Source organism: Novosphingobium sp. PASSN1, from assembly GCF_002278815.1.
On sequence record NZ_NKIS01000004.1, the window covers coordinates 118,176 to 130,843 of the forward strand.

The 12,668-nt window shown below is 65.4% G+C and carries 10 protein-coding genes; 6 read left to right on the forward strand and 4 right to left on the reverse strand.

The features are described 5' to 3' along the window. Positions 1 to 22 precede the first annotated feature (22 nt). On the forward strand, positions 23 to 1,696 hold the full coding sequence (gene ettA, locus CFE35_RS08780) for an energy-dependent translational throttle protein EttA (protein ID WP_292930093.1): 1,674 nt from the start codon (positions 23 to 25) through the stop codon (positions 1,694 to 1,696). A 146-nt stretch (positions 1,697 to 1,842) separates the two neighbouring features. Then, entirely contained in the window at positions 1,843 to 2,991 is a 1,149-nt protein-coding gene (locus tag CFE35_RS08785) for an RcnB family protein (RefSeq protein WP_292930094.1), read from the forward strand. A 25-nt stretch (positions 2,992 to 3,016) separates the two neighbouring features. On the opposite strand, the gene CFE35_RS08790 is transcribed toward CFE35_RS08785, so the two are convergent. Beyond that, on the reverse strand, positions 3,017 to 4,540 hold the full coding sequence (locus CFE35_RS08790) for a M28 family peptidase (RefSeq protein WP_292930095.1): 1,524 nt from the start codon (positions 4,538 to 4,540) through the stop codon (positions 3,017 to 3,019). A 113-nt stretch (positions 4,541 to 4,653) separates the two neighbouring features. Here CFE35_RS08790 and CFE35_RS08795 point away from each other — a divergent pair, with 113 nt between their 5' ends. Continuing rightward, positions 4,654 to 6,027, forward strand: a complete 1,374-nt coding sequence (locus CFE35_RS08795; protein WP_292930096.1) for an SRPBCC family protein — start codon at positions 4,654 to 4,656, stop codon at positions 6,025 to 6,027. 231 nt (positions 6,028 to 6,258) lie between these two features. Here CFE35_RS08795 and CFE35_RS08800 read toward each other — a convergent pair whose 3' ends face one another. Further along, positions 6,259 to 6,603 (reverse strand): hypothetical protein, encoded by a 345-nt coding sequence (locus CFE35_RS08800; RefSeq protein ID WP_292930097.1) that lies wholly within the window; start codon positions 6,601 to 6,603, stop codon positions 6,259 to 6,261. Positions 6,604 to 6,680: 77 nt separating this feature from the next. Beyond that, a complete protein-coding gene (locus CFE35_RS08805; RefSeq protein WP_292930098.1) occupies positions 6,681 to 8,771 on the reverse strand; it encodes a bifunctional (p)ppGpp synthetase/guanosine-3',5'-bis(diphosphate) 3'-pyrophosphohydrolase in 2,091 nt (696 codons plus the stop codon). A gap of 114 nt (positions 8,772 to 8,885) precedes the next feature. On the opposite strand from CFE35_RS08805, the gene CFE35_RS08810 reads away from it, so the two are divergent. Further along, positions 8,886 to 10,082 carry a glycosyltransferase family 87 protein gene (locus CFE35_RS08810; protein WP_292930099.1) on the forward strand — a complete coding sequence of 399 codons (1,197 nt, stop codon included), beginning with the start codon at positions 8,886 to 8,888 and terminating at the stop codon, positions 10,080 to 10,082. An 81-nt stretch (positions 10,083 to 10,163) separates the two neighbouring features. On the opposite strand, the gene hemF is transcribed toward CFE35_RS08810, so the two are convergent. Further along, positions 10,164 to 11,063 carry an oxygen-dependent coproporphyrinogen oxidase gene (gene hemF / locus CFE35_RS08815; protein ID WP_292930100.1) on the reverse strand — a complete coding sequence of 300 codons (900 nt, stop codon included), beginning with the start codon at positions 11,061 to 11,063 and terminating at the stop codon, positions 10,164 to 10,166. A 44-nt stretch (positions 11,064 to 11,107) separates the two neighbouring features. Between hemF and pdeM the strand changes: the two genes are divergently transcribed. Both pdeM and infC read left to right on the forward strand, forming a co-directional pair. Continuing rightward, complete coding sequence (gene pdeM, locus CFE35_RS08820) at positions 11,108 to 11,815, forward strand: ligase-associated DNA damage response endonuclease PdeM (RefSeq protein ID WP_292930101.1); 708 nt, start codon at positions 11,108 to 11,110, stop codon at positions 11,813 to 11,815. 126 nt (positions 11,816 to 11,941) lie between these two features. After that, positions 11,942 to 12,463 carry a translation initiation factor IF-3 gene (gene infC / locus CFE35_RS08825; RefSeq protein ID WP_292930102.1) on the forward strand — a complete coding sequence of 174 codons (522 nt, stop codon included), beginning with the start codon at positions 11,942 to 11,944 and terminating at the stop codon, positions 12,461 to 12,463. Positions 12,464 to 12,668: the final 205 nt, after the last annotated feature.

The window sequence follows — 12,668 nt, forward strand, 5'->3', positions numbered from 1 at the left end:
ACTGCTTGCCCAAGGACCACCGATGGCCGCTCAATACGCCTACGTCATGAAGAACATGACCAAGACCTTCCCCGGCGCGCCCAAGCCGGTGCTGAGCAACATCAGCCTGCAGTTCTATCAGGGTGCCAAGATCGGCATCGTCGGCCCCAACGGCGCGGGCAAGTCCACGCTGATCAAGATCATGGCCGGGATCGACAAGGACTACACCGGCGAAGCCTGGCCGGGCGAAAACATCACGGTCGGCTATCTCGAGCAGGAACCCCAGCTCGACAACACCAAGACCGTGCTCGAAAACGTCAAGGACGGCGCGCGCGCCACGGCGGACATGGTCGAGCGGTTCAACCAGATCGGCATGGAAATGGCCGAGGAAGACGCCGACTTCGACGCGCTCGGCGCCGAGATGGCCGAACTGCAGGACAAGATCGACGCGGTCGATGGCTGGACGCTCGACAACCAGCTCGAAATCGCGATGGAAGCGCTGCGCTGCCCGCCGGGCGATTGGCCGGTGGACAACCTCTCGGGCGGTGAAAAGCGCCGCATCGCGCTCACCCGCCTGCTGATCCAGAAGCCCTCGATCCTGCTGCTCGACGAACCGACCAACCACCTCGATGCCGAAAGCGTCAACTGGCTGGAAAACCACCTCAAGGAATATGCCGGCGCGGTGCTGATGATCACCCACGACCGCTACTTCCTCGATAACGTCGTCGGCTGGATCCTCGAACTCGATCGCGGAAAGTACTTCCCCTACGAAGGCAACTACTCGACCTACCTCGAAGCCAAGGCCAAGCGGCTCGAACAGGAAGAGCGCGAGGACACCTCCAAGCAGAAGGCGATCAAGGACGAGCTCGACTGGATTCGTGCGGGCACCAAGGGCCGCCAGACCAAGAGCAAGGCGCGCATCAAGGCGTTCGACCAGCTGGTGGAATCGGCTGAAAGCCGCGTGATCAACAAGGCCCAGATCGTCATCCAGGTGCCCGAGCGCCTCGGCGGCAAGGTGATCGAGGCCAAGAACATCTCCAAGGCCTATGGCGACAAGCTCCTGTTCGAGAACCTCTCGTTCCTGCTCCCGCCGGGCGGCATTGTCGGCGTGATCGGACCGAACGGCGCGGGCAAGTCCACGCTGTTCAAGCTGATCACCGGGCAGGAACAGCCCGACAGCGGCACGATCGAGATCGGCCAGACTGTGCGCCTCGGCTATGTCGACCAGAGCCGCGACCACCTCGATCCGAAGAAGAACGTCTGGGAGGAAATCTCTGACGGGCTCGATTACATGAAGGTCAACAAGCAGGACATGAGCACCCGTGCTTATGTCGGCGCGTTCAACTTCAAGGGTCAGGACCAGCAGAAGAACGTCGGCAAGCTTTCGGGCGGTGAACGCAACCGCGTGCACATCGCCAAGATGCTGAAGCAGGGCGGCAACGTCCTCCTGCTTGACGAGCCGACCAACGACCTCGACGTCGAAACCCTACGCGCGCTCGAAGAAGCCATCGAGAACTTCGCGGGCTGCGCCGTGGTCATCAGCCACGACCGCTTCTTCCTCGATCGCCTCGCCACCCACATCCTCGCGTTCGAAGGCGACAGCCACGTCGAATGGTTCGAAGGCAACTTCGAAGCCTATGAAGAAGACAAGCGCCGCCGTCTGGGCGATGCCGCAGACCGCCCGACGCGTCTGGCCTACAAGAAGCTGACGCGCTGACGTCACGCCATTCGTTCATGTTCAAAGGCCTGAACATGAACGGATGATCCTGTCTTGGTTCAGCCATATGACAGGCCCCGTGGTATAGCCCGGTTGCATCGGAGCCCGCGAATGAGTCGCGGCCCAATGCAACCGGAGCCGGGACCATGGCCGCCAAGTTCATTCTGAAGAGCAGCGCTTCCGCCCTCATCGCCTTCGCGCTCGGCACAGCAGTCCTGCTGTCTAACGCCGCGAGCGCGCAGGAGCGCGATCAGCGCGGCCCCCGCGGGGGCGAACGCGTCGAACGTTCCGTCCCGGCACCGGCCCGAGCACAGGCCCCGGCATGGCAGGGCCGCTCCCCAGCCGCCAATCCTCAGCCGAGCTGGAACAACCGCCCCAATGGCAGCGGCTTCGGCGGCGGTTATCAGGCCAGCCAGACGCCGCGTCCTGCCAATCCGGGCAACTGGAACCGTGACCGCGAACGCGGTGATCGCGGCAACGGCGCCAGCCCCATCGGCCAGCCCACCAATAGCCGCCCGGCCTGGACCTACAACGGCGCGCAGGGCAGCTATCAAGGCAGTCAGGCTCCTCGGCCCGGCACCACCACTGGCACGGGCGCTGGCACTCCGGCATGGGGTGGGCGCAACCCCACCTACAGCGATCCCGCGCGCGGCCAGCAAGGCGGCCGCGACCGGGATGCGCGGGGCAACGACGGGCGCGGTAACGAAGGGCGCAGCTGGACCGACCGCGGCAACCGGGACCGCGATGGCAACTTGAACCGCGACCGTGATCGGGACCGAGACCGAGACCGAGACCGAGACCACGACTGGCGCCGCAACAACAACAGCCAGTGGGGCGGCAACTGGAACTCGAACGGCTCGCGCGATTGGCAGCGTGACCGCGATGGCTGGCGCGGAAACGGCTGGAACAACAACCGCTGGGCCAACAACGATTGGCGCGGCAATGACTGGCGCGGCAACCATTGGGGCAACAACGGCGGGCGCGGCTGGGACCGCGATGGCTGGCGCCGCAACAACCGCTACGACTGGTCCGGCTGGCGCAGCCGCAATCGCAGTTCCTTCAGCCTCGGGTTCTATTACGCGCCGTGGCAGGGCTACAACTACAGCCGCTTCGATATCGGCGTGGTCATCGGCCAGCCGTTCTACGAGCAACGCTACTGGCTGGCAGACCCCTGGGCCTATCGCCTGCCCCCGGCAGACGGCCCCTACCGCTGGGTGCGCTATTACAACGATGCGCTGCTCGTCGATATCTACTCGGGCGAAGTGGTCGACGCGGTCTACGACATCTTCTGGTAAATCGTGCGTCAGGCCGGGGGAGCGCTCAGCGCTTCCCCGGCCGCCCCTCGGCAGCCCACACGATCCGCCCGGAAGCATCCGCCGCCGCTTCGGTCAGCGCAATGAAGAAGCGGTTGAAATCAGCCGCCGCCTGCCAATCGACCGGGGTCGAAAGGTCGTCCGCCGGGTGGTGATACCGCCGCTCGTACCAGTCCCGGTACCTCGCCCTTGAACTCGCATCATACGTGGCGAACACAAAGCTCGCTCCCGGCACCCCCGCTTCCATCAGCGGCCAGTTGTCCGAACGGCGCAGCAGGTTGCGTTCCGGCTCGGGGTCTTCCTGCACCGCAATGCCGCGCGCGCTGGCCACCTGCCGCACCAAATCGCCCAGCGAGCTTTCCTTCAGGCCATGCACCGTCATCAATTTGAGCGGATAGAGCGGCCGCACCTGATCGAGATTGATCACCGCCGCCAGCGAAGCCAATGGCACGGTCGGATGATCCACAAACCAGCGCGAGCCCCACAGCCCCTTCTCCTCGCCCGTGAACACCGCAAACAGTACGGGCCGCTTCAGCCCCCTGCCCGCGCGCATCGCGGCAAACTGCTCCAGCAGCGCGACATAGGCCGCATCATCGAGCGTCCCGTTATAGAGCCCGTCGCCCGCCACCGGCTCGCCCCGGCCATAGCCATCGAGGTGCGCCGCGATCACGATCACCTGATCCGCCAGCGCCGGATCGGTGCCCGGCAACAGGCCCAGCACATTGGCCGATCGCGTTTCGCGCCGCACCACGGTGAGCCGCGCAGAGGCCGCGCCCAGTTCCACGCGCGGCAAGTCCGCCCCCGCCGCGCCTGCCTTCAGGATCTCCCCGGCCCGCGCGGTCAGCCGCGCCAGCGCATCGGGATTGAGCACGCCCTGCACAAACGGCGCGCCCACCTTGGCCTTCACCGCTTCTGCCAGCGGCATCACGCTGCGCGAATAGGCGAACGGCCAGCGGATCGGTTCGCCCGGCAGCCCGGGCGCGGCAATCAGCAGCAGCCCCGCCGCGCCTGCCGCCTGCAGCGCCTTCGCCCGGTCAAACCCGTTCAGCCGCGCGGGTGCCGGGCGGCCATAGCAGACCACCAGCTGCCCTCGCACATCGCCGATCTCGTCCGCGCCGCAATAGCCCCGAAACGTCACCGCCGCTGCCAGCGCGCCGGGCGTCGCGGCAGAGGGTGCAAGCTGCACCTCGCGGTTGAAGCGCAGCCGCGTGCCGCCGATCACCAGTCGCGAACGCGCCTCATCCAGCCGCAGGTCTTCGAACGCAATGCTCTGGAACCAGCTGCCGTTCTCCCCCGCAGGCTGCAGCCCGGCCTCGGCAAAGCGCTTCGCCACCACTGCCGCCGCGCGGTCATAGCCCGGCGATCCGGTATCGCGGCCCTCCATCGCATCGGAGGAAAGCTCCTCCGTCAGCGCCCACCATGCGCGCGTTTCAGCGTCGGGCGCGGCATCGCGGGCGAGAGCCGCCGCCCCGCCCAGCGCCAGCCATCCGGCTGCGAGCCATCCCAGCCATGTCAGACCCTTGCCGCGCATCCCTGTCTCCCCCGGCCTATGCAGCCCCGCCCAGCCTAAGAGAATGAGTAGTTCTGTCCACCGCGATTGCGTTCATACCTTCGCCCATTCACACGCACTGCCGGGAGCCGCCCATGCCCAAAGCCAGCCCGCAGCCCTCAGCCCCTCGTCCTCACGCCCCCGATACATCGCCGATCCCGATCCGCAATTTCACCAAGGACCGCTACGTCGCGCGCGAATGGATGGAGCGCGAGCGTGACCGCCTCTGGGCGCGGACCTGGCTCGTCGCCGGGATCGCCGCCGATGTCGCCGCGCCGGGGCAATACGTCACGTTCGAGATCGGCGCGGAAAGCCTGCTCATCGCGCGCGGCACCGATGGCAATTTGCGGGCCATGCACAATGCCTGCACGCACCGCGGCACGCGCCTTGTCAGCGAACCTCTCGGCAGCTTGCGCAAGTTCGTCTGCCCCTATCATGCCTGGGCCTATGGGCTGGACGGCGAACTGCAGGGCGTCCCCGGCGCGGCGCGCTTCTCGAACGGCGTGCCCAAGGCCGATCTCGCGCTGAAGGCGGTGGAAGTGGAGGAAGCCCTCGGCCTCGTCTTCGTCCGCCTCACCCCCGGCGGCCCCATGCTCAGCGAATTTCTCGCGCCCATCCGCGCTCTTATCGCGCCCTACCGGATCGAGGCGATGACCGTGACCGGCGATCAGACCGTCTCGCACACCTGCAACTGGAAGGCGATCCTCGACAATTTCGCCGAGCTTTACCACGTCCCCTTCATCCATCCGCTCCACCGCCGGATGTTCGAATGCGCCGCCGCCCCGTTCGAACTGTTCGATCATGGCCACACCGCCGTCTATGTCGAAGGCGGCACCACCGATTCCGGCTTTCCCGTGCCGGACGCGCCGACCGATCTCCTCGCGATGCAGCTCAAGGCCTTCGGCCTCGATCCGGCGGACTATCAGGGCCGCGTCGCGGATATCCGCCCCGCCCTGCAACGCGCCAAGCGCGCCGCCGCGAAGGAACAGGGCCTCGCTTACGATGGCTTCTCAGACGCACAGCTCACCGATGTCTGGCAGTTCAACCTCTTCCCCAACGTGATCCTCTCGATCACCCCCGAAAGCGCCTGGCTCATGCGCTCGCGCCCCGATGCCGAGGGTCCCGGCAAGAGCCATTTCGACATGATCACCCTCGTCCAGTTCCACGGCACCGAGGAGGATGCCGCCAAGGCCAAGGCCGCTGACGGCACCGAAGCCGGCACCCACTTCCGCCTCAACGGCCCCCGCCCCGCAGACTACCAGCGCCCCTCGCGTGACAGCTTCACCCACGAAGACATCATCGCCGGGCGCAAGACGATGACCGTCACCATTGACGAAGACATCTCCCTCCTCGCCCGCGTGCAGCAGGGCATGGCCTCAAGCGGGTTCCAGTCCGTCTGGCTGAGTGATGAGGAGGCAAGGGTGCAGCACTTCCACAATGCGCTGGATGCGGCGATGGCGGGGGAGTGACAGGCTGCGTGGACAGATCTGGGAGTGAGGGGAGCGGCTAAGATTGGTGGATTCCTGCCGGAGCAGCATGACACCAGATGGAATCGTCGGCCCGGACTTGATCCGGGCCTTGGCTTTTCTTTTGTGGGCGTAGCGCCAGAAGAACAGCCCAACCCCGTGTCAAGCACGGGGTGACGGAAGAAAAATCAGCGCAACATTTGCGGACTGGCAGTGATTGGTGGGAAGCCGACTTTATGGAAGTGGCAAAAAAGCGGTGCCTGTGCCCCATGCGGTCGTGACGAACTCGACTGATCGTTCACGGCGGCGGACTAACCTCATATATTCATGCACCCTCGATATGCGCTCAAGCGTCAAGCTCGATGGATCCAGGCGGGTCAAGACGTAGCCAGATTTCCAAAACCCGATCTTCCGCATTGGAATGAGTATCTTGCCTTCATAAAGTAGCGGTGAAGGATCGAACTTCTCGCCGACGATGGCATTGCCGTTGACGGCCAATGAACATGCCTCTGGTCCTCCCTGACCTACCTCCATGCAATCCGAGAACTCCAAGGTGAGGCCATCAAGTTCAATCTGCATGGTCGTGCTCTTACCCTGTTCTTAGAGCCTGTCACAACGTCCGCCTCCGGGCGAAAACCGCCATCCAATCCGGCCCCTCAAATCCGGTCCGCCTGCGCCACCGCATCGCTGGCCCGCAAGGCGCTGACGATCCGCGTCAGGTGCGCCAGATCGCGCACTTCCAGATCGACCTCATAGGTGTGGAACGGGTTCTCGCGCTGGGTCATCTCCAAGTTCACCACGTTGGCGTGGTTCTTGGCAAACACCCCCGCCATTTCCGCCAGCGTTCCCGGCCGGTTGTAAAGCTCCGCGCGCAGGCGCCCCACCGCGCCATCGGTGCGCGCGTCCCATGAAAGGTCGATCCAGTCGGCATCGACCCCGTTCGCGAGGCTCATGCAATCGATGGCGTGGACTTCGACGCCCTTGCCCATGCGCCGAAGGCCGACGATGCGGTCCCCCGGCACCGGGTGGCAGCAATCGGCCAGCTTGAACGCCATGCCCGGCGTCAGCCCGCGCACTGCAATCGCGCGCTGCTGGCTCGGCCAGGTGTCGCTCGCGGGCTGGTTCGCCGCGCTGCCGGGCACGAGCGCTTCCATCACCTGCCGGTCGTCGATCTTGGCGCTGCCGATGGCGACCATCAGCTCTTCCTCATTGGCAAATTTCAGCCGCTTGATCGCGTCGCTGAGTGCCTTCTTGCCGATCTTGCTCGGCAGGCGGTCGGCGATTTCCTCATAGAGCTTGCGCCCGATCTCTGCGATTTCGGCGCGTTCCTTCTGGCGCACCGCGCGGCGGATCGCGGCGCGCGCCTTGCCGGTGACGACAAACGCCAGCCACGAAAGCTGCGGTTCGCTGCTGCGGCTCTTGATGATCTCCACCACGTCGCCATTGTTCAGCGAAGTGCGCAGTGGCACGTGCCGCCCGTTGATCTTCGCGCCCACCGCCTGCGCGCCCAGATTGGTGTGCACGGCAAAGGCAAAGTCGATCGGCGTCGCGCCCTTGGGCAGCTGATAGAGCGCGCCCTTGGGAGTGAAGGCAAAGATGCGGTCCTGATAGATCGCCATCTTGGTGTTTTCGAGCAGTTCGTCGGCGTCGTTGCTCGCCTCGAGAATCTCGACGAGATCGCGCACCCAGCCGACTTGCCCATCGGGCAGCGCGCCCTGCTTGTAGGCCCAGTGCGCGGCCAGACCGAACTCGTTGATCCGGTGCATCTCCCGCGTCTTGATCTGAACTTCCACGCGCATCGCGTTGTTATAGATCAGCGAAGTGTGCAGCCCCTTGTAGCCGTTCATCTTGGGCGTGGAGATATAGTCCTTGAACCGGCCCGGGATCATCTGCCACGTGCGGTGCAGCAGCCCCAGCGCGGTATAGCAATCCTCCGCGCTCTCGGTCAGCACGCGAAACGCCATGATGTCGGTGATCTGCTCGAAGCTCACATGGCGCTCGGCCATCTTGCGCCAGATCGAGAACGGGTGCTTCTCCCGCCCCGAAACTTCCACCTTCAGCCCCGCTTCGGCCAGCGCCTGCTTGATCGAAAGCGCAATCGAATCGACTTGCGCGCCTTCCTCGCTGCGGATCGCCCCCAGCCGCCCGGTGATCGTGGCGTAGGCTTCCGGCTCCAGCTGCTCGAACGCCAGCAGCTGCATCTCGCGCATGTATTCATACATGCCCACGCGCTCGGCCAGCGGCGCGTAGATATCCATCGTCTCGCGCGCGATGCGGCGGCGCTTTTCCTCGCTCTTGATGTAGTGCAGCGTGCGCATGTTGTGCAGCCGGTCTGCCAGCTTGACCAGCAGCACGCGCAAGTCCTCGCTCATCGCCAGCAGGAACTTGCGCAAGTTCTCCGCCGCGCGCTCCTTGTCGCTCATCGTCTCGATCTTGGAGAGCTTGGTCACCCCATCGACCAGACGCGCCACTGCCGGGCCGAACAGGCGCTCCACTTCCTCCACCGTCGCCAGCGTATCTTCCACCGTATCGTGGAGCAGCGCGGTGATGATCGTCTCCTGATCGAGCTTCAGCTCGGTCATCAGGCCCGCCACTTCAACCGGATGCGAGAAGTACGGATCGCCCGAGGCACGCTTCTGCGAGCCGTGTTTCTGCACGGTATAGACATAGGCGCGGTTCAGCATCGCCTCGTCCGCATCCGGATCATAGGCGAGCACGCGTTCGACAAGTTCGTACTGACGCAGCATTTCCACCCTAGATGGCCCCGGCCCGGCGTTCCCGACAAGGGAAAATGCCGCCGATGCGCAAATCTTTCATGCCTGTGTTGCCATCGCGAGACCGCAGCGGCACGTATGGCAGCAATGAGCGACCACGATTTCAGCGCATGGCTCAAGGCCAATCTGCGCACTCTCACCTGGCTCGATGCGCCCCGCGTGCGCGTCTATGCCGCAATGATCCTCGTCGCCTACGTGCCCATGATGGTGAAAGTGTTCCGCGAGGCGACCGGCACCGTGGGCAGCGATTTCCTCGCGTTCTGGGGCGCGGGCCGCCTGCTCGCCACTGGCCCCGCGCCGCGCGTCTATGATCTCGCCGCCGAGCACGCGGCGCAGATGGCGGCGGGCACCGGCCAGATGGTCGCCTATGTCAATCCGCCGCCCTACCTGTTCCTCGCCGCGCCCTTGGGGCTGATGCCTTATGCCGCCGCGTGGGTGGTGTGGGCGCTGGCGGGCTGGGCTGTGTGGTTCCTCGTCGCCCGCCGCGCGCTGCCGAACGGCGGTGCAGCAGGCGCGCTCATCGTCCTTGCCTTCCCCGCCGCCTATCTCGCCGCCAGCCACGCGCAGAACGGCTTCGTCACCGGCGCGATCCTGATTGCAGCCGTGCTCAGCTTGCGCCGCTCGCAGACGCTGTCGGGCGCGCTGTTCGGGCTGCTCATCATCAAGCCGCACCTCGCGCTGCTGGTGCCCTTCTGGCTCGCCGCCGGGCGCAAGTGGACTGCCATGGCCGCTGCCGCCGCCAGCGCCGCCGCGCTCTGCCTCGCCTCGCTCGCAGTGTTCGGGGTCGAGACGTGGCGCGCCTATCCGCAAAGCTTCGAAGTCAGCCAGATCCTGATGAACCAGACGGGCAGCGAATTTTTCCTGCGCATGTGCACGCCGTTCGCCGCCTTGCGCGTCCTGTTCGGCCCCACCGCCGCGATGTATGGACAAGCGGTCATCACAGTGATCACCGGCGCGCTCGCCTGCCTCTACTGGCGCCGCGCGCCGTCAGACGAAGCGGCAGGCGCGATGCTCCTCGCCGCCACCGCGCTCGCCTCGCCCTATCTCTTCAGCTACGATCTGCCGTTCCTGATCATGCCGATCGCGTTCCTTGTGGGCATGGGCCGCAGCATGGGCTGGCGGCCTTGGGAAAAGACCCTGCTGGTGCTGATCTGGCTCTCCCCGCTGGCCACCCGTGCCGCCGCGCTGCCGCTGGGGCTGAACCTGATGCCAATCCCGGCCGCGATCCTCATCGGCCTCGTCTGGACCACCTGGGCACCCGCCACGCAGCAGGCACAAAAATAGGGGCCAAAAAAAAGGGCAGCCCCCATCTCCGGGAGACTGCCCCTGCGTTGCCCGTCACCCCGAATCCGGGGTCCGGCTACCTCAAACCCAGCTCGCCTCAGGCGGCAGGCTCATGAGGATCGCGTCGATATTGCCGCCGGTCTTGAGGCCGAACAGCGTCCCCCGGTCGTAGACCAGATTGAACTCGGCATAGCGCCCGCGCCAGGTCAGCTGCGTCAGCTTGTCCTCGGGCGTGAAGTCCATCCCCATCCGCCGCCGCACCAGCGCCGGATAGATGTTGAGAAACGCGTCCCCTACATCGCGGGTGAAGGCAAAGTTCGCCTCAAACCCGGCATCGTCCGCGCATTCCAGATGGTCGTAGAAGATCCCGCCCACACCCCGGTGCACCTTGCGGTGCGGAATGTAGAAGTAGTCGTCCGCCCAGGCCTTGAACTTGTCGTAATAGGCCGGATCATGCGCGTCGCAGGCCGCCTTGTAGCTGGCGTGGAAATCGGCCGTATCCTCGGCATAAGGGATCGGCGGGTTGAGATCGCCGCCGCCGCCGAACCACGCCTTGCGCGTCGTCAGAAAGCGGGTGTTCATATGCACGGCGGGCACATGCGGGTTCGCCATGTGCGCCACAAGGCTGATCCCCGTTGCTGTGAAACCGGGGTTCTCCGGGTCCGCACCGTTCATCGTCTTGGCAAATTCCGGGCTGAACGTGCCGCCCACGGTGGAAACGTTCACGCCCACCTTCTCGAACACCTTGCCCTTCATCAGCCCCTGTACGCCGCCCCCACCATCGGGAACCGGCTCGCCGTCATGCTCGCGCTTCCACGGCGCGTAGGCGAAGCTAGCGTCGCTGCCTGCCTCGCGCTCGATTGCCTCGAACTCGGCGCAGATCCGGTCCCGCAGGCTTTCGAACCATGTCCGCGCGCGGCCAGTTTCCGCGCTCCAATCCTCTTTAACGACGGCCTGACCGGCCTCTTGTGCAGTGCTCATGGCCAAGTCTTGCCAAGCCAAACGCAATCCGGCAAGGCCTGTCCATGGTTCCCGTTTCGTTCGCACCCTTCGGATTTGCCGGGCAGGAATTCGCGCTCGCCCCCAGCCGCGCGCTCTATTGGGCCGAGGAACGCGCCCTGCTGGTGGCCGATCTCCACCTCGAAAAGGCCAGCTGGTACGCCGCGCGCGGGTCGATGCTCCCGCCATACGACAGCCGCGAGACGCTGGGCCGATTCGCCGAAGCGATCCGCGAGACGGGTGCGGTTCGCGTGCTCTGCCTCGGCGACAATTTCCACGACAGCCACGGCCCAGCCCGCCTCGAACCCCACGCGGCCGGCATGCTCGATGCGCTGATGCGCGCGGTGGACTGGGTCTGGATCACGGGAAACCACGACATCAAGGACACCGCCGCCGCCGCGCCCGGCCTTCCCGAACTCACCGTGCGCGGCATCGCGCTGCGCCACGAAGCCCGCCCCGGCGAGACCGGGCCAGAGCTTTCCGGCCACTTCCACCCCAAGTTCAGCGTCACCGCGCGCGGCCGCCGCGTGGCGCGCCCTTGCGCGGTGGCCAGCGAGAACCGCCTCATCCTCCCCGCGTTCGGCGCTCTCACCGGCGGAATGAACGCGGCCGACCCGGCCATCCTCGCCGCCCTCCAGCCTGCCCGGGTGATCGATGCCCTCGTCGCGGTGGCGGGCTCTGGTGCCGGCAAACTCGCCCGCTTCCCCCTCTGGCGCGGCGGGCAAGCAGCTTAACCGCAAACCAACCTTCCCGCTTTATCTGCCGCCACATTGTGATATGAGCGCGCGGGGGTCCGGCTGAGCGGCCACCCCATCCGTGAAACTTCAGGAGCAAACACTATAGCCCCCCCACCCCGGCGCATGATGGCGCCCCCAGTGAAAACCGGCCCCCGCTACAACCATCTCATCCAGTCGCCCAAAGTGCGCGTGATTGATGAGAACGGTGAGAATCTGGGCGTCCTCTACACCCGCGAAGCGATCGAGCAGGCCGCCGAAGTCGGCCTCGACCTTGTCGAAGTCTCGCCCAACGCCGATCCGCCGGTGTGCAAGTTCCTCGATGTCGGCAAGTTCCGCTACGAAGCGCAGAAAAAGGCCAACCTCGCCCGCAAGAGCCAGAAGACGCAGGAGATCAAGGAGATCAAGATGCGTCCGAACATCGATGACCACGATTACGACACCAAGATGCGCAATGTCGTGAAGTTCATCGAAGAGGGCGACAAGGTCAAGATCACGCTGCGCTTCCGCGGCCGTGAGCTTTCGCACCAGCAGCTCGGCATGAATCTTCTGCGCAAGGTGCAGGATGATGTCGCCGAAGTCGCGAAGGTCGAAGCCTTCCCCCGCATGGAAGGTCGCCAGATGCTGATGGTGCTCGCACCCAAGTAACGCGCGTTTGGCCTTGGCACGCAAGGTCCGAACCGGGCCACAGGCCAAGCCATGCAAAAAAGGCGTGCCGCAAGGCGCGCCTTTTTTTGCGCTATGCGCCCCGTCACAGCCCCGCGCGCCGCGCAGCGGCATTGCGTCTCCACGGCGGCCCGCGCCGCGCGATTCCAGCTGTCCCGTTCCGGCAAAAACCGAGCTAGGCATAAGT